Raw genomic sequence first — 14,990 nt, 5'->3', positions numbered from 1 at the left:
TTGCCGCGGACCGTGCCGCCGGCCCCGGCCGCGCCGGGCGCGGGCGGTCCGGACGGCCCGCTGCGGATGGCGGCGGCCGCCCCGGCGGCCGCGGGAGCGGCTCCCGCGGCCGCCGGGGCGACGACGAGTCCGAGCAGGCCCAGGGCGACGACCAGGAACCGCGACAGCCGGCCGCGCTCGTCGGACAGGGGAGCGTAACGGCGCACGCGCGTCTCCTCCCGTCGGCGGCGGCAGGGCCCAGGCCCCCGGGCATGCTCTTCGGGCCGGCCTCGCTGCCGGTCCCTGTCCGGCCACGTTAACCCATCGGGCCGGTCGCGCGGGCGGCGCCGCACGGGTCCGCCCGGATCATTTCACCGCCGGTTCGGGCTCGGGCCGGACGGGGAACCACCGCTCGGGCAGCAGCCGGGCCAGCTGCCGCGACCGGGTGGCGGCCAGCGGGCCCGCGACGGCCAGCACCAGGACGTAGGCGGCGATGAACGGCGCCAGGCGGGAGTCCAGCCCGGCCCCGGCCGCCAGCGCGGCCAGCACCAGGGCGAGCTCGCCGCGCGACAGGATGGTCAGCGCCACGTTCGCCGAGCGTTCGCGGCCGTACCCGTGGAGCCGTCCGGCCAGCAGCCCGGCGACGCAGTTGAACAGCACGGTCAGCAGCACCGCGACCGCCACCGGCAGCGCCACCGGTGTCACGTCCCCGGGTGCGATGGACAGCCCGAAGGAGAAGAAGAAGATCGCGGCGAAGGCGTCCCGCAGCGGGTGCAGCAGGCCGCGGATGCGCTCGGCGGAGCGGGTGGCGCCCAGCACCAGTCCGATCATGAACGCGCCGATCGCGTCGGAGACGCCGAACTCCTCGGCGATCCCGGCGGTCAGCACCGCGCAGCCGACGAAGGTGACGACGAGCAGCTCGTCGTCGCCGACGTCGACCAGGCGGCCGACCCAGCGGGCCCCCCAGCGGGCCACCGCGAACAGCACCAGCAGGAACGCCAGCGCCCTGCCGAAGGCCAGGGCCGCCGTCGCCGGGTCGCGCGCACCGGCCAGGACCGGCTGGATCGCCGCCAGGTACAGGGCCAGGAACATGTCGTCGACCACGATGAGGCCGAACACCAGCTTGGTCTCGGGGTTGCCGAGCCGGCCGAGGTCCACCAGCAGCTTGGTGACGATGGCCGACGAGGAGATGCCGATCACGCCGGCCAGCACGAACGCCTCGGCGGCGCCCCAGCCGAGCGCGAACCCGAACGCCAGCCCGCCGCCGACGTTGAGCAGCAGGTACAGCGCGCCGGCGGCGGCCAGCCGCCCGCCGCCCCGGACCAGGTCGTCCAAATGGAACTCCAGGCCCAGGTAGAACAGCAGGAACACCAGGCCCAGGGCGGAGACCAGCTTCAGGTCGGCGGGGTCGTCGAACAGCGCCAGGCCGGGGGTGTGCGGGCCGAACAGGATCCCGGCGAGCATGAACAGCGGGATGGTGGGCAGGCCGATCCGCACTCCGGCGCGCGCCAGCACGCCCGCGGCCAGGAACGCCCCGCCCAGCGCGACGAGTGAATGGGCAAGGGAAATGACAGCCTCCAGGGGGTTGCACGGCCGCGGCCGCCCCGGGTGCGAGGGCATGCCGCGGCGCTCCGGCGCCCAGGGGCGACCGGACGGGAGAAGGACCTTTAGAACCCCGTGTCGGAGGGCGGTGCCCGCGCCGGACGGTCGTGCGCGGGCAGCCGATCGGGAGGCGCCTCGGGATCGGACGGGAGGACGGGCCGCCCGCGGCACGTGAGAAGGGCGGGGTCGTCCTCGGGCGGCACGGCGGCCGGCGGGGCCGTGCTCGGTGGAGCCGGACGGTCCGCGGACGCGCACGCGGCATGGGCGTGGTTGACGAGGAAGACCGCGCCGGTCTCGGTCCGGCCCGACGGGACGTGCTCGGCCGGCGCCGCCGCGGCGGCGATGACGGAGCGCTGCGCGACGGCGGCGGCGTGGTGCCGGGCGGGCGCGACGGCGCCGGTGCCGCCCGCCTCGTAGACCAGGCCGAAGAGGGCGGCCAGGAAGATCAGGAACGCGGCCGGCGACACCGGCAGCCGAGGTCGGCCGCGCACACTCCCCCTTTCAGTGGTTTGTCAGGCTTCCCCCCTACTTTACGGGAAGCTGATCAGTGTCCCGTTTCGGCCAATTTGTCACCGAAAGAGGTCATTGTCGGGTTGCGAAAGGTGAATTACCCTCGCGTTCACCCACCCCCCGCAACCGGAAGGAGCAAGTCCGGTGGTGCATCTCAGAAGGACCGCGGTCTTCGGTGTCGCGTCCCTGGCCGCCCTCGCCCTCGCCGCCCCCGCGGCGTCCGCGGCGACGACCACCATCTACGCGGGCTCGGACCCCTACTCCGGCAGGGTCCAGGCGTCCCTGCTCGGGACGGCCACCGTCAGCACCTCCATCGGCTCGGGCAGCTGCAACGAGTCGACGCTGACCGGGTCGATCCAGTCCGACGGCACCGGCCTGACCATCAACTCGGCGACCTTCGCCACCGACGGCGGCCCCTGCAGCGGCACGGTCTCCTCCACCATCACGCCCGAGAACTTCCCGTGGACCGGCGGCACCGTCGTCTACGACACCGCGCACACCGGCGGCCGCGACGCGGCGGTCACCATCGCCAACTTCCGGGTCCGCGCGGTGGTGAACATCTTCGGCGGCATCACCTGCATCTACGGCGGCAACCTGACCGCCAACGGCTACAACCCCGACAACCCCAACCGCGGCGACACCAGCGTGGCCGAGGCGCAGGTCGGCGTCACCAACGCCACCGTCAGCAAGATCAGCAGCGGCAGCAGCTTCCTGTGCCCGTCCACCGCGACGGTCTCCGCCAACTACAAGCTGCTCGGCGAGAGCACCCCCGGATCGGGCACCTACGACCAGACCCTGCACGTCACCGAGTGATCCGAACCGGCTGACCCAGGACACGACGCGGGGCCGCGCCCTCCCCCACCGGGGGGCGCGGCCCCGCCGCCGTTCAGCAGCGCCCGGCGGATCCGTCCGTCAGCAGCCGACCAGCTGCGCGGCCAGGAACGACTCGACCTGCGAGATCGCGATGCGCTCCTGGTTCATCGAGTCGCGCTCGCGCACCGTCACCGCGTCGTCGTTCAGGGTGTCGAAGTCGACGGTGATGCAGAACGGGGTGCCGATCTCGTCCTGCCGGCGGTAGCGGCGGCCGATCGCGCCGGCGTCGTCGAACTCCACGTTCCAGTGCCGGCGCAGCTGCGCGGCCAGGTCGCGGGCCTTCGGGGACAGGTCGGCGTTGCGCGACAGCGGCAGCACCGCGGCCTTGACCGGGGCCAGCCGCCGGTCGAGCCGCATCACGGTGCGCTTTTCCATCTTGCCCTTGGCGTTGGGCGCCTCGTCCTCGGCGTAGGCGTCCATCATGAACGTCAGCGTGCAGCGGTCGACGCCCGCCGCGGGCTCGATGACGTACGGGATGAACCGCTCCCCGGCCTCCTGGTCGAAGAACGACAGGTCGGCGCCGGACGCCTTGGAGTGGGTGCTCAGGTCGTAGTCGGTGCGGTTGGCGATGCCCTCCAGCTCGCCCCACTCGCTGCCGACGAAGTCGAACCGGTACTCGATGTCGACGGTGCGCTTGGAGTAGTGCGACAGCTTCTCCTGCGGGTGCTCGTACAGCCGCAGGTTCTCCTTGCGGATGCCGAGGTCGGTGTACCAGCGCATCCGCTCGTCGATCCAGTACTGGTGCCACTCCTCGTCGGTGCCGGGGCGGACGAAGAACTCCATCTCCATCTGCTCGAACTCGCGGGTCCGGAAGATGAAGTTGCCCGGCGTGATCTCGTTGCGGAACGACTTGCCGATCTGGCCGATGCCGAACGGGATCTTGCGCCGCGCCGACTGCTGGACGTTGAGGTAGTTGATGAAGATGCCCTGGGCGGTCTCGGGCCGCAGGTAGGCCAGGCCGGACTCGTCCTCGACCGGGCCGAGGTAGGTCTTGAGCAGGCCGTTGAACATGCGCGGCGCGGTGAACGAGCCCTTGACGCCGCAGTTGGGGCAGCTGATGTCGGACAGGCCGTTCTCCGGGGCCTTGCCGTGCTTCTCCTCGTAGGCCTCCTCCAGGTGGTCGGCCCGGAAGCGCTTGTGGCACGACTGGCACTCGGTGAGCGGGTCGACGAACGCCTGCACGTGGCCGCTGGCCTCCCACACCTCGCGGGCGAGGATCACGCACGAGTCCAGGCCGACGACGTCCTCGCGGGCCTGCACCATGGCCTTCCACCACTGGCGCTTGACGTTGTTCTTCAGCTCGACGCCGAGCGGACCGTAGTCCCAGGAGGCGCGCAGCCCGCCGTAGATCTCGCTCGACGGGTAGACCAGGCCCCGCCGCTTGGCGAGGTTGACGATGGTGTCCATCACGTCGGAACGGCGTGCCATATGCGTTTCTCCATCCGGCTGGCGGTCGGCGGGTCGTTGTCGTACGTCCCGGCCCCGTCCGGGCGGCGGGCCGTCGCGACGGGCCGGGGTGAGTGCGATCCCCGTTGGTGGCGGAACGCGGCGGGCGGGCGGTGCGGCGGGCCCGGGGCGCTCCGAGATTCCCCAGCTTAGGGCAACCGCGGCGGCCTCCGCGCATCGCCCCGGAGAATCCGCAGGTCGAAAGCATGGCACCGGGCGTCGTCGGCATGGCCGCGGGCGCCGGTCAGTAGACCCGGCCGTCGACCATGTTGCTGTCGACGTTGATGGTGACGCCGCCGTGCGTCTCCCGGTGCCCGCCCCGGTACTGCTTGATGCGGTTGTGCGGCGGCCACCAGTGGCCGGGCATGTACGGGCAGTCGTAGGGGTCGGTCCTGCCGTCCCAGTGGGCGAACCAGACCGCCTTGGGCTTGGCCATCCCCCGGGCGCCGCCCACGTCGCGGACGCCCGACCCGGCGCTGCTGTAGAACCCCGGCACGTAGCCCAGCTTGCGCATCGTCTTGGTCCAGTGGTGCAGGAAGGTCAGCACGGCCTCGCTGCACCAGGCCCGGCGGTGGTCGTACACCTCCATGTCGTAGTACACGGGGTTGCGCCGCGGGATGCCCAGGGCGCGGGCGCGGCGGACCGCGTCGCGGGCGGCCGCGCGCCCTTCCTCGGCGGCGTCCTCGGGGGCGAAGCGCTGCCGGTAGCGCGTGCACGGCGCCTGGAGGCCCACGTAGGTGGGGATGAGGCGGTACCCCATCCGGCGGACGCCGCGCACCCACGCCCGGTTCAGGTTGGGCTGCGCGCAGGCGCGTGCGGCGCCGCCGATGTACATGTTGGCGACCTTGTACGAGCGGCGCCAGGCGGCCATGGCGGCCAGGGACGGCGCGGTGCAGGTGTCGAAGCCCTTGGCCCGCACCCACCGCTTGCGCGGCTTGCGCGGACGCGGCTTGTGCCCCCGGGGCTTGTGCGGCCGGGGCTTGTGCGCCCGGGGTTTGCGCGGGCGCGGCTCGTCGGACCTGGGGACCGTCGGCTCCGGGCCGGACGGCTGCAGCCACGGCAGGACCTCCTCCAGCAGCGAGGGCACGAAGCCGCCCGGCGGCGGGTCGTCGGCGGCCGTGCCCGGAACGCGCGGGTGGTGCGCGCGCGTCCAGAACGGGGTCAGCAGGGTGCCGCGCAGGAGGCGTTCCAGCTCCTCCGGGTCGTCGCCGTAGGTGCCGTGGATCCGCACGCCCGCCTCGGGCAGCCGCAGCAGGGTCTCATGGGCGGGGCCGCGCGGCACGGCGAAGCGGGCCAGGCGGTCGGGACGCACGGCCCCGGTCCGGCGCTGCCGCGCGTCGGGTGCGGTGTCGCCCGGCCTAGTGTCGTTGGGCGCGGTGTCGTCCGGTGCGGTGTCGTCCGGTGCGGTGTCGTCCCGTGCGGTGTCGTCCCGTGCGGTGTCGTCCGGTGCGATGTGCAGGGCCTCGGTGCGGCCGACGGCGCGGGCGGGGCAGTCGGGTTGCGGGCCGGGGCGCCCCAGGTAGACCGCGTGCCGGTCGAACCGCACGCAGCGGGTCGGGTCGCGGTCCAGCCAGTGCACCTCCCAGCCCGCGGGGACCGGGACGCGCACCCCCCGGTATTCGACGACGCGCAGGCGGCCGGCCGCCGTCCCGGCCCGCCCGGCCTGTCCGGCCGCGGCCCGCGGGACGGACGGCGCGACGGCCACGAGGAGGGAGGCGACCATCGTCGCCCCCAGCAGACCCGTGAGCACGGCGGCATGGCGCATCCCAGCTCCCCTCGGTGAACCCGGCCGCGCGCCGGGGCCCGTCCGGGACGGGCCCGGCCAGGACGCCGGTGGCGTGCCCCCGGCTCCCCCGCCGGCCGGCATGATCGTGACGCGGCAGTGATCGCCCGCCTCACCGGACGCCAAACGGCGTCCGGAAGATCCTTTCCGAGGGCTTTCCCAACTGCGGGAGGACCGCGGCCCCGGCCGCCGGAGGGCTCAGCGGGAGGTGACGACCTCGTAAGCGCCCGGCTCGTCGACCGCCATCGCCGACAGCGGGATGAACCGCACGCGCACGTCGTACGCGCCGAGCGCGCGCCGGTAGTGGCCCGCGCCGTCCCACTCGGTGACCAGGGCCCACAGCGTCGGCTCGTCGACGGTCCGCGCCAGCCGTCCCGAGCGGTAGCCGGGGCTGGCGGCCAGGGCGTCCAGGATCCGCCCCATCTGCTCGGCGAACCCGTCGGACTGCTCCTCGGGCACGCGGTACCGGGTGATGGCGATCATGCGGTCATCCTCCCAGCCCGGCGCGGCCGGCCGCGCCCGGCGTAGGTTTGGGGGCGTGCGGACTGGGAGCGGATCTTCGGGAATACGGGCGACGGTCGAGCGGTTGAGCGCCACACCGGTGGTGTTCCTGCACCGGCTGCCCCGCTGGGTGCTGCTGGCGGCGGTGTTCGTGCTGCTGGCGGTCGGCATGGTGGGCACCGGCTGGGTGGGCGCGGCCGGGCTGCTGGTGCTGCTGGCGGCGCTGGCGTGGTTCGCCTACCTCAACTGGCCGGTACTGGACGGCTCGGAACGGGCCCTGCGCGTCGCCGCCATGGTGCTGCTCGCGGCATTTGCCGCAGGTCACGTAATTGGTCGGTTTTGACAACCGTTTTCATCTTCGTCCACACTTGAGGGGTGTTCGCCTCTCGCACCCGCATTCGCGCGCTTCGTCGCGCCGTCCCCCTGACCGCCGTGGCCGCGGCCGGGCTGCTCGGCCTGACCGCCTGCGGAGGCTCCGGCGCCGCCGCGGGCGGCAAGGGCGGCACCGAGGTGGTCGCGTCCTTCTATCCCATGGCCTGGCTGGCGCAGAAGGTCGGCGGCCCGGACGCGTCCGTGGCCACGCTCACCAAGCCCGGCGCCGAGCCGCACGACCTGGAGCTGACCCCGCGGCAGGTCGCCGACATCGGCGAGGCCGACTTCGCCCTCTACGTCAAGGGCGTGCAGCCCGCCGTGGACAAGGCCGTCGAGCAGCACGCCAAGGACAAGTCGCTGGACGCCGCGAGCGTCGTCAAGACGCTGCCCGCCCCGTCCGGCGGCGACGAGCACGAGCACGGCCACGAAGGGGGCCACGAGGAGGGTCACGAGGAGGGCCACGCCGAGGACGAGCACGGCCACGAGGAGGCGGAGGTCTCCTACGACCCGCACGTGTGGCTGGACCCCAGCCGCATGGCGACCATCGCCACCGCGCTGGGTGAGCGGCTCGCCGCCGCCGACTCCGCGCACGCGGCCGGGTACACCTCCCGCGCGCAGTCGCTGGCGGCCGAACTGGGCCGCCTCGACCAGCAGCTGCGGGACGGGCTGAAGTCCTGCAAGCGCACCACGATCGTCACCGCGCACGCCGCGTTCGGCTACCTGGCCGACCGGTACGGCCTCAAGCAGGTCTCCATCGCCGGGGTGGACCCGTCCAACGAGCCGTCCCCGGCCCGGCTGGGCGAGCTGAGCCGCGAGATCAAGGCCGCCGGCGCCACCACCGTGTTCACCGAGACGCTGGTCAGCCCCAAGGTCGCGGAGACCCTGGCCCGGGAGGCGGGCGTGCGCACCGCCGTCCTGGACCCGGTGGAGGGCGTCAAGGAGGGCTCCGGCGACGACTACCTGACGGTCATGCGCCGGAACCTCGGCACGCTGCGATCCGCACTGGAGTGCTCATGAACCCCGCCCCGCCCTTCCGGATGACCGGCGGCCGCGTCCGCTACGACGGCCGCGAGGCGCTGCGCGGTGTCGACCTGGCGGTCGGCGACGGGGAGTTCGTGGCGGTGCTGGGCGCCAACGGGTCCGGCAAGTCCACCCTGGTGCGGGCGCTGCTCGGGCTCGTCCCGCTGTCCGGCGGGCGCACCGAGATCTACGGCGTCCCGCCCGCCCGGTTCCGCGACTGGAAGCGGATCGGGTACGTGCCGCAGCGGCTGCCGATGGGCGGCGGCGTGCCCGCGACCGTCCGCGAGGTCGTGGCGTCCGGCCGGGTGGCCCGGCAGTCGCGCTGGCGCCCCGCCTCGTCCGCCGACCGCGCCGCCGTGGACGCCGCGCTGCACGCCGTCGGCCTGGCCGACCGGGCCCGCGACTCGGCGCACCTGCTGTCGGGCGGCCAGCAGCAGCGGGTGCTGATCGCGCGGGCGCTGGCGGGCGAACCCGACGCGCTGGTGCTGGACGAGCCGACCGCGGGCGTGGACGCCGCCAACCAGGAGGCGCTGGCCGCCGTCCTCGGCGACCTGTCCCGCCAGGGCCGCACGGTCGTGCTGGTGGCCCACGAGCTCGGGCCGCTGGAGCCGCTGGTCGACCGCGCCGTCGTCCTGGAGCACGGCCGTATCGTGCACGACGGCGCGCCGCCGGCCTGGACGCCGCACGCGCACCCCCGCCACGGTGAGATCGAGATGAGAGCCGGCTGACGATGCTGGACATGCTGCAGTACGACTTCATGAGGATCGCGCTGGCCAGCGCGGTCCTCATCGGCCTGACCGCGCCCGCGGTCGGCACCTTCATCGTCCAGCGCAGGCTGTCGCTGCTGGGCGACGGCGTCGGGCACATCGCGCTGACCGGAATCGGCCTGGCGCTGCTCACCGGCACGTCCCCGCTGCTGGGCGCGCTGGCGGTGTCGGTGCTCGGCGCGATCGCGATCGAGGTGCTGCGCGCGCGCAGCCGCAGCGGCGGCGACGTGGCGCTGGCCATCCTGTTCTACGGCGGTCTGGCCGGGGGCGTGCTGCTGACCAACCTGGAGGGCGGAGGCACCGGCCTGCAGGCGTATCTGTTCGGGTCGATCAGCAGCGTCACCCTGGGCGACCTGTACGTGGTGGCCGCCCTGGCCGTCGTCGTCCTGGCCGTCGTACTGCTGTTCGGCCGGGAGCTGTTCCTGCTGTGCCAGGACGAGGACGTGGCGCGCGCGGCGGGGCTGCCCGTCCGGTTCCTCAGCGTGCTGATCGCGGCCACCGCCGCGGTCACCGTGGTGATCGCCATGCGCGCCATCGGGCTGCTGCTCGTCAGCGCGCTGATGATCGTCCCCGTGGCGGCCGCCCAGCAGGTGACACGGGGCTTTCGCGCCACCATGCTGGTGGCGATGGGAGTCGGTGTACTGTCGGCGGTGACGGGGCTGGCGGGGTCGTTCCAGTACGACCTGCCGCCGGGACCCTCGATCGTGCTGCTGGCCCTGGCGATCTTCCTGGCCGCGGTGCTCGGGGGCTCGGTGGTGCGCCGGCGCCGCGCGGTCCCGGCCCCGCTCCCCGGCGGGGCGCGGGCGGACGCGAGAGCCGAGGCGGAGGTAAGAGGGGGATGACGACGAGCCGCCGCAACGCGGTACGGCAGGCCCTGGCCAAGTGCGAGGGTTTCCGCAGCGCCCAGGACATCTACGCCGACCTGCGGGCGGGCGGCTCGAAGATCGGGCTGACCACGGTCTACCGGGCCCTGCAGGCGCTCAGCGACTCGGGCGAGGTGGACGTGCTGCGCACCGACGACGGCGAGGCGGTCTACCGCGCCTGCCGCAGCGAGGAGCACCACCACCACCTGGTGTGCCGGGGCTGCGGCCGCACCGTGGAGGTGGCGGGCCCGGCCGTGGAGAAGTGGGCCGACGCCGTGGGCGCCGAGCACGGCTTCGTGGACATCACCCACACCGTCGAGGTGTTCGGCACCTGCGCCGGCTGCGCGGCGTCCGGCGGCACATCCGGCGGCACGTCCGAGAGCACGTCCGACGGCGCGTCCGGAGGCGCGCAGGGGCGGGCGGCCGCGGGCAGATCCTGACGCGTTTTTGGGCGGCCCGCCGTAACGGGCGGGCGGGGGCCGTGTGAAGAATCGAGTCATGGCTACGACACGTACCGCGAACGCGCACTGGGAAGGGCCGCTCATGGGCGGCCGGGGCACGGTCTCGCTGGACTCCTCCAAGGTCGGCTCCTTCGAGGTGACCTGGCCGTCGCGGGCCGAGGAGCCGGACGGCCGCACCAGCCCCGAGGAGCTGATCGCCGCCGCGCACTCCACCTGCTACTCGATGGCCCTCTCGCACGCCCTGGCCGGTGCGGGCACGCCGCCGGAGAAGGTGGACACCCGCGCCGAGGTCACCTTCCAGCCGGGCGAGGGCATCACCGGCGTCCACCTGACGGTGCGCGCGAGCGTGCCGGGCCTGTCGGCGGCCGCCTTCGAGAAGGCCGCGCAGGACGCCAAGGCGGGCTGCCCGGTCAGCAAGGCCCTGGCCGGCACCAAGATCACCCTGGACGCCGCCCTGGTCTGAGCCGCCCTGAGCCGTGCGGTGCCGGCGGCCCCGGCGTCACCGCATCGGGGCCGCCCGCGTCGCCGCGCCGGGTCACCCGCCGGCGCGGGCGGCGGGGCCGGTGCGCGGGACGCTGCGGCGGCCGTCGACCGCGCGCGGCACCTCCCCGGCGAGGGCGACGCGGTGCAGGCTGCGCGGGCGGTCGCCGAAGTCGTGCACGACGCGGTGCTGGGTGGCGCGGTTGTCCCAGACCGCCACGTCGCCGGGCGCCCAGTGCCAGCGCACCGTGTTCTCCAGCCGGGTCACGTGCTCCTGGAACAGGCGGATCAGCGCCTTGGCGTCGGCCCGGTCGCTGAGGCCGACGACCGAACGGGCGAAGCCGCCGAGCAGCAGGGCGCGCTCCCCCGTCTCCGGGTGCACCCGGACGACCGGGTGCTCGGTCTCGAAGGTGACCGGGGCGACCGGCGCGCGCCGCCGCCCGGCCCCGGCGGGGTGCGGGCGGACGTAGTCGTACCTGTTGGTGTGCAGCGCCCACAGCCGGTCGGCGACCTCCCGCAGTTCGACCGGCAGGCCGTCGTAGGCGGCGGCGGTGTTGGCCCAGACGGTGTCGCCGCCGTGCGGCGGCACCCGCACCGCGCGCAGCACCCCCGCCTTGGGCGGACGGTCGGTGTAGCTGGCGTCGGTGTGCCACTCGTCGGCGCGCCGGCTGCCGGCGTCGCCGACGTCCAGGACGTGTTCGCAGCCGTGTTCTCGACCGTGCCGGCGTTCGTCCGAAGGCGGCAGGGCCGGATGCGCTGCGGTGGGCTCGCCGAGCCTGCGGGCGAACTCGACCTGCCCGGCGGGGTCCAGATGGTGCTGGTCGCGGAAGAACAGCACCTTGTGGCGCAGCACCGCGTCCCAGATCCGCACCACCACGCCGTCGGGCAGGTCGCCGCTCAGGCGCACCCCGGTGACGACGGCGCCGATGCGGCCGGCCACCGGAGTGACGCGCAGCGGCCCGGCCGCCGCGGTGCGGGCCGAGCCCAGGACCCGATGCGACATGGCCACGACCGTACGCGGGTCGGCAACTACTAGTCAACTTACTTGATAGGAATTGTGGTTTTCTGCCAACGGCGAGGGCGCGGGCGACGCCCTGCCGGGGAACGCGGCCGCGCGGGCCGCCGGGTCGGATGGCGGGTCAGGTCGCCGGGGCGGGCTCCACCGGGTTGGGCACCGCGCCGCCGTAGCGCCGGTCGCGCGAGGCGTACACCTCGCACGCGTGCCACAGGTGCCGCCGGTCGAAGTCGGGCCACAGCGTGTCGAGGAAGACCATCTCGGCGTACGCCGACTGCCACAGCAGGAAGTTGGAGATGCGCTGCTCGCCGGACGAGCGCAGGAACAGGTCCACGTCGGGGATGTCCGGCTCGTCGAGGTAGCGGGCGAACAGCTTCTCATCGACCTTGTCGGGGGACAGCCGGCCGTCCCGCACGTCCCGGGCGATCGCCGCGGCCGCGTCGGCGATCTCGGCCCGGCCGCCGTAGTTGACGCAGAACTGCAGGGTCAGCACCGAGTTGTCGCGCGTCATCTCCTCGGCCGTCTCCAGCTCCTTGATGACGCTGCGCCACAGCCGCGGCCGCCGCCCCGCCCAGCGCACCCGCACGCCCATCTCGTTCAGCTGGTCGCGGCGGCGCCGGATCACATCGCGGTTGAAGCCCATGAGGAAGCGCACCTCGTCGGGCGAGCGCTTCCAGTTCTCGGTGGAGAAGGCGTACGCCGACAGGTAGGGGATGCCGAGCTCGATCGCCCCCATGATCACGTCGAAGAGGGAGTCCTCCCCCATCCTGTGCCCCTCGGTGCGCGGCAGGCCCCGCTGCTTGGCCCAGCGCCCGTTGCCGTCCATCACGACGGCGACGTGCCTGGGCACCAGGTCCGGCGGGATGGCGGGCGGCCTCGCGCCGCTGCGGTGCGGTATCGGGGGCTTAACGGCCCTGGTCAAACTCGCTCCCTGTGGTCGGTCGTGTCGTCCGCCTCGGCGCCGCCGGCATCCCCGCCCCGTCCGTCCGGATACGGATCCGGATACGACGGGTACGACTCGCGCGCCACGTGCCGCAGCGACCGGATGCCGTGCTCCAGATGCCACTGCAGGTACGCCGCCACGATGCCGCTGCACTCTACCCGGTGCCGCGGCTCGCTGCTGTCGGCCGTCTCCCAGTCGCCGCGCAGCAGCGCCAGCATCAGCGCGAGCGTCGGCGGCGCCGGGGTGGCCGCGCCCGGCTGGCGGCAGCGCGCGCACACCGCGCCGCCCGCCGCGATGGCGAACCCGCGCAGCTGCCCGCGCGCGCCGCACCGGCAGCACTCGTCGATGGCCGGGGCCCACCCGGCGACCGACAGCGAGCGCAGCAGGAACGCGTCCAGTACCAGCCGCGGGTCGTGGGCGCCCTCCGCCAGCGTGCGCAGCCCGCCCACCAGCAGCAGGAACTGGCGCAGCGCGGGCTCGCGCTCGGCGGCGGTGAGCTTCTCGGCGGTCTCCAGCATCACCGTACCGGCGGTGTAGCGCGGGTAGTCGGCGACCAGCTGCTGACCGTACGGCCGCAGCGTCTCGGCCTGGGTGATCAGGTCGAGCGAACGCCGCTCGTACAGCTGCAGGTCCACATGCGTGAACGGCTCCAGCCGCGCCCCGAAGCGGGACTTGGTCTTGCGGACCCCCTTGGCGGCAGCGCGGATGCGCCCGGTGCGCCGGGTCAGCACCGTCACGATGCGGTCGGCCTCGCCCAGCTTCTGGGTGCGCAGGACGATGCCTTCGTCGCGGTAGAGGGTCACCTGCCCATTCTCCCGCACTTCGCCCGCCCGGGAGACGCCCCCGGCGGTGTCGGCCCCTCGGGCCCCCGCACCTGCGCCGCCCGGCGGACCCGCCCATTACCGTACGTGACCGGAATAGGCCGCGTCTGTAGCCCGGAACCTGTGGCCGCGTCCCCGCGGAACTGGCAGCGTTGTTCCAATGAGATGCACGATCGTGCCACCGCACATCCTGGAACGGCTCGCCGGCGGCGACAACCCGGCGCTGCGCGACATGGCCCGGCGCACCCTCACCGCCAGCTCCGCCACCCGGACGCACCGCCGGACGCTGGCCGTGACCACGCCGTCCCCGGCGGAGGACTTCGTCCCCAAGCGCACCATCTACGACGCGGGGCGGCGCGAGGAGCTGCCCGGCCGCGAGGTCCGCACCGAGGGACAGGACGCCACCGGCGACACCGCCGTCGACCAGTCCTACGACTGGCTCGGGGTGACTTTCGACTTCTTCGAGTCCGCCTACCGCCGCGACTCCATCGACGGGGCGGGGCTGCCGCTGCTGTCCACCGTCCACTACGGCCGCGACTACGCCAACGCCTTCTGGGACGGCCGGCAGATGGTGTACGGCGACGGCGACGGCACGGTGTTCCTGGGCTTCACGGGGCCGCTGGACGTCACCGGGCACGAGCTGACGCACGGCGTCACCCAGTACACCGCCAACCTGGACTACTACGGGCAGTCCGGCGCGCTCAACGAGTCGGTGTCCGACGTGTTCGGCTCGCTGATCAAGCAGTCGCACCTGGGGCAGACCGCCGACCAGGCCGACTGGCTGATCGGACAGGGGCTGCTGGGGCCCGACGTGAACGGCGTGGCGCTGCGGTCGATGAAGGAGCCGGGCACCGCCTACGACGACCCGCTGCTGGGCAAGGACCCGCAGCCCGGCCACATGGACGACTACGTGGAGACCTACCGCGACAACGGCGGCGTCCACATCAACTCCGGCATCCCCAACCGGGCCTTCTACCTGGCGGCCGCGGCGATCGGCGGGCACGCTTGGGAGAAGGCGGGCCGGATCTGGTACGACACGCTCACCGGCGGCGGCCTGTCCCCCGAGGTGGACTTCGCCGGGTTCGCCGCGGAGACCGTCAAGACCGCCACCCGGCTGTACGGCGCGGACGCCACCGAGACCGCCGCGGTGAAAGAGGCGTGGGCCGGGGTAGGCGTGCGGGCATGACACCGAACGAACGGCAGGAGACGCGGCGCGGCCCCCTCCGCGCCCGCCCGGGGCGTCACGGAGGTGACCGGCGGCACCGATGAGGCAACCGGAGGCAGAGTGAAGGTCACAGTGGTCCGCAGCGGCGGGTTCGCCGGGATCGAGCAGCGGGCCGAGTCCGACAGCGCCAGCGACCCGATGCTGGCCCGGCTGGTCGATCGGGTGGACCTGAGCGCCGTTCCTCCGCCCGGACGCATCCCCGACCAGTTCCTCTACGACATCGACATCGACGGTGCCACCGCCACCGTCGGGGAGGCCCAGCTGCAGGGGCCGCTGCGGGAACTGGTCCACCACGTGCTGGGACGCGCACGCTGACCCGCGGCGCGGCG

At 73.8% G+C, this 14,990-nt stretch carries 18 protein-coding genes; 9 read left to right on the top strand and 9 right to left on the bottom strand.

The features are described from left to right. The 3 genes from ABD879_RS21945 to ABD879_RS21935 form a co-directional block, all read right to left on the bottom strand. Window positions 1-206 (bottom strand): hypothetical protein (locus ABD879_RS21945; protein WP_345023406.1); only part of this gene is annotated, 206 nt, incomplete at its 3' end. A 139-nt stretch (window positions 207-345) separates the two neighbouring features. Continuing rightward, entirely contained in the window at window positions 346-1,599 is a 1,254-nt protein-coding gene (locus ABD879_RS21940; protein WP_345023405.1) for a cation:proton antiporter, read from the bottom strand. A 47-nt stretch (window positions 1,600-1,646) separates the two neighbouring features. Further along, window positions 1,647-2,072, bottom strand: a complete 426-nt coding sequence (locus ABD879_RS21935) for a hypothetical protein (protein ID WP_345023404.1) — start codon at window positions 2,070-2,072, stop codon at window positions 1,647-1,649. 163 nt (window positions 2,073-2,235) lie between these two features. On the opposite strand from ABD879_RS21935, the gene ABD879_RS21930 reads away from it, so the two are divergent. After that, on the top strand, window positions 2,236-2,904 hold the full coding sequence (locus ABD879_RS21930; RefSeq protein ID WP_345023403.1) for a hypothetical protein: 669 nt from the start codon (window positions 2,236-2,238) through the stop codon (window positions 2,902-2,904). Between the two features lie 99 nt (window positions 2,905-3,003). Here the strand turns inward: ABD879_RS21930 and ABD879_RS21925 are convergent, their stop codons facing one another. The 3 genes from ABD879_RS21925 to ABD879_RS21915 form a co-directional block, all read right to left on the bottom strand. Continuing rightward, window positions 3,004-4,392, bottom strand: a complete 1,389-nt coding sequence (locus ABD879_RS21925) for a glycine--tRNA ligase (RefSeq protein WP_345023402.1) — start codon at window positions 4,390-4,392, stop codon at window positions 3,004-3,006. A gap of 262 nt (window positions 4,393-4,654) precedes the next feature. After that, on the bottom strand, window positions 4,655-6,175 hold the full coding sequence (locus ABD879_RS21920) for a DUF1906 domain-containing protein (RefSeq protein WP_345023401.1): 1,521 nt from the start codon (window positions 6,173-6,175) through the stop codon (window positions 4,655-4,657). A gap of 216 nt (window positions 6,176-6,391) precedes the next feature. Further along, window positions 6,392-6,676 carry an antibiotic biosynthesis monooxygenase family protein gene (locus ABD879_RS21915; RefSeq protein ID WP_345023400.1) on the bottom strand — a complete coding sequence of 95 codons (285 nt, stop codon included), beginning with the start codon at window positions 6,674-6,676 and terminating at the stop codon, window positions 6,392-6,394. On the opposite strand from ABD879_RS21915, the gene ABD879_RS21910 reads away from it, so the two are divergent. The 6 genes from ABD879_RS21910 to ABD879_RS21885 are packed head-to-tail and all read left to right on the top strand — an operon-like array spanning window position 6,666 to window position 10,640. Further along, window positions 6,666-7,037: a DUF6703 family protein gene (locus ABD879_RS21910; protein WP_345023399.1), complete on the top strand. Its 372-nt coding sequence runs from the start codon at window positions 6,666-6,668 to the stop codon at window positions 7,035-7,037. The genes ABD879_RS21915 and ABD879_RS21910 overlap by 11 nt on opposite strands. A gap of 32 nt (window positions 7,038-7,069) precedes the next feature. Beyond that, window positions 7,070-8,083, top strand: coding sequence for a metal ABC transporter substrate-binding protein (locus ABD879_RS21905; protein WP_345023398.1), 1,014 nt, complete (start codon window positions 7,070-7,072; stop codon window positions 8,081-8,083). Continuing rightward, window positions 8,080-8,814, top strand: coding sequence for a metal ABC transporter ATP-binding protein (locus tag ABD879_RS21900; RefSeq protein ID WP_345023397.1), 735 nt, complete (start codon window positions 8,080-8,082; stop codon window positions 8,812-8,814). The genes ABD879_RS21905 and ABD879_RS21900 overlap by 4 nt, the downstream gene beginning before the upstream one ends. A 2-nt stretch (window positions 8,815-8,816) precedes the next feature. After that, window positions 8,817-9,695 (top strand): metal ABC transporter permease, encoded by an 879-nt coding sequence (locus ABD879_RS21895; RefSeq protein ID WP_345023396.1) that lies wholly within the window; start codon window positions 8,817-8,819, stop codon window positions 9,693-9,695. Further along, window positions 9,692-10,156, top strand: coding sequence for a Fur family transcriptional regulator (locus ABD879_RS21890; RefSeq protein ID WP_345023395.1), 465 nt, complete (start codon window positions 9,692-9,694; stop codon window positions 10,154-10,156). Before ABD879_RS21895 ends, ABD879_RS21890 begins: the two co-directional genes overlap by 4 nt. Before the next feature lie 58 nt (window positions 10,157-10,214). Continuing rightward, entirely contained in the window at window positions 10,215-10,640 is a 426-nt protein-coding gene (locus tag ABD879_RS21885) for an OsmC family protein (protein WP_345023394.1), read from the top strand. Between the two features lie 72 nt (window positions 10,641-10,712). On the opposite strand, the gene ABD879_RS21880 is transcribed toward ABD879_RS21885, so the two are convergent. The 3 genes from ABD879_RS21880 to recO form a co-directional block, all read right to left on the bottom strand. Further along, the gene (locus tag ABD879_RS21880; protein WP_345023393.1) at window positions 10,713-11,660 is read right to left on the bottom strand and encodes a TauD/TfdA dioxygenase family protein; all 948 of its coding nucleotides are present in this window, start codon (window positions 11,658-11,660) and stop codon (window positions 10,713-10,715) included. A 136-nt stretch (window positions 11,661-11,796) separates the two neighbouring features. Then, window positions 11,797-12,594, bottom strand: coding sequence for an isoprenyl transferase (locus tag ABD879_RS21875; RefSeq protein ID WP_345023392.1), 798 nt, complete (start codon window positions 12,592-12,594; stop codon window positions 11,797-11,799). After that, the gene (recO, locus tag ABD879_RS21870) at window positions 12,591-13,418 is read right to left on the bottom strand and encodes a DNA repair protein RecO (RefSeq protein ID WP_345023391.1); all 828 of its coding nucleotides are present in this window, start codon (window positions 13,416-13,418) and stop codon (window positions 12,591-12,593) included. The genes ABD879_RS21875 and recO overlap by 4 nt, the downstream gene beginning before the upstream one ends. Before the next feature lie 193 nt (window positions 13,419-13,611). Here recO and ABD879_RS21865 point away from each other — a divergent pair, with 193 nt between their 5' ends. Together ABD879_RS21865 and ABD879_RS21860 are read left to right on the top strand one after the other, a co-directional pair. Next, the gene (locus ABD879_RS21865; protein ID WP_345023390.1) at window positions 13,612-14,622 is read left to right on the top strand and encodes a M4 family metallopeptidase; all 1,011 of its coding nucleotides are present in this window, start codon (window positions 13,612-13,614) and stop codon (window positions 14,620-14,622) included. Window positions 14,623-14,721: 99 nt separating this feature from the next. After that, window positions 14,722-14,976, top strand: coding sequence for a protealysin inhibitor emfourin (locus ABD879_RS21860; protein WP_345023389.1), 255 nt, complete (start codon window positions 14,722-14,724; stop codon window positions 14,974-14,976). The last annotated feature ends 14 nt before the right edge of the window (window positions 14,977-14,990 follow it).

Origin of the sequence: Actinomadura keratinilytica, assembly GCF_039539665.1 — a bacterium.
Taxonomy (GTDB): Bacteria; Actinomycetota; Actinomycetes; order Streptosporangiales; family Streptosporangiaceae; genus Spirillospora; species Spirillospora keratinilytica.
The sequence above is the reverse complement of the archived record's forward strand: the minus strand, read 5'-3'. Positions and strand labels throughout refer to the sequence as shown.

Bases quoted from the DNA above. Each gene is read 5' to 3' on its own strand.
- ABD879_RS21885 (WP_345023394.1), top strand. From the start codon at position 10,215: ATGGCTACGACACGTACCGCGAACGCGCACTGGGAAGGGCCGCTCATG.
- ABD879_RS21910 (WP_345023399.1), top strand. From the start codon at position 6,666: ATGGCGATCATGCGGTCATCCTCCCAGCCCGGCGCGGCCGGCCGCGCC.
- ABD879_RS21940 (WP_345023405.1), bottom strand. From the start codon at position 1,599: ATGCCCTCGCACCCGGGGCGGCCGCGGCCGTGCAACCCCCTGGAGGCT.
- ABD879_RS21880 (WP_345023393.1), bottom strand. From the start codon at position 11,660: ATGTCGCATCGGGTCCTGGGCTCGGCCCGCACCGCGGCGGCCGGGCCG.
- ABD879_RS21895 (WP_345023396.1), top strand. From the start codon at position 8,817: ATGCTGGACATGCTGCAGTACGACTTCATGAGGATCGCGCTGGCCAGC.
- ABD879_RS21900 (WP_345023397.1), top strand. From the start codon at position 8,080: ATGAACCCCGCCCCGCCCTTCCGGATGACCGGCGGCCGCGTCCGCTAC.
- ABD879_RS21890 (WP_345023395.1), top strand. From the start codon at position 9,692: ATGACGACGAGCCGCCGCAACGCGGTACGGCAGGCCCTGGCCAAGTGC.
- ABD879_RS21915 (WP_345023400.1), bottom strand. From the start codon at position 6,676: ATGATCGCCATCACCCGGTACCGCGTGCCCGAGGAGCAGTCCGACGGG.
- ABD879_RS21925 (WP_345023402.1), bottom strand. From the start codon at position 4,392: ATGGCACGCCGTTCCGACGTGATGGACACCATCGTCAACCTCGCCAAG.
- ABD879_RS21920 (WP_345023401.1), bottom strand. From the start codon at position 6,175: ATGCGCCATGCCGCCGTGCTCACGGGTCTGCTGGGGGCGACGATGGTC.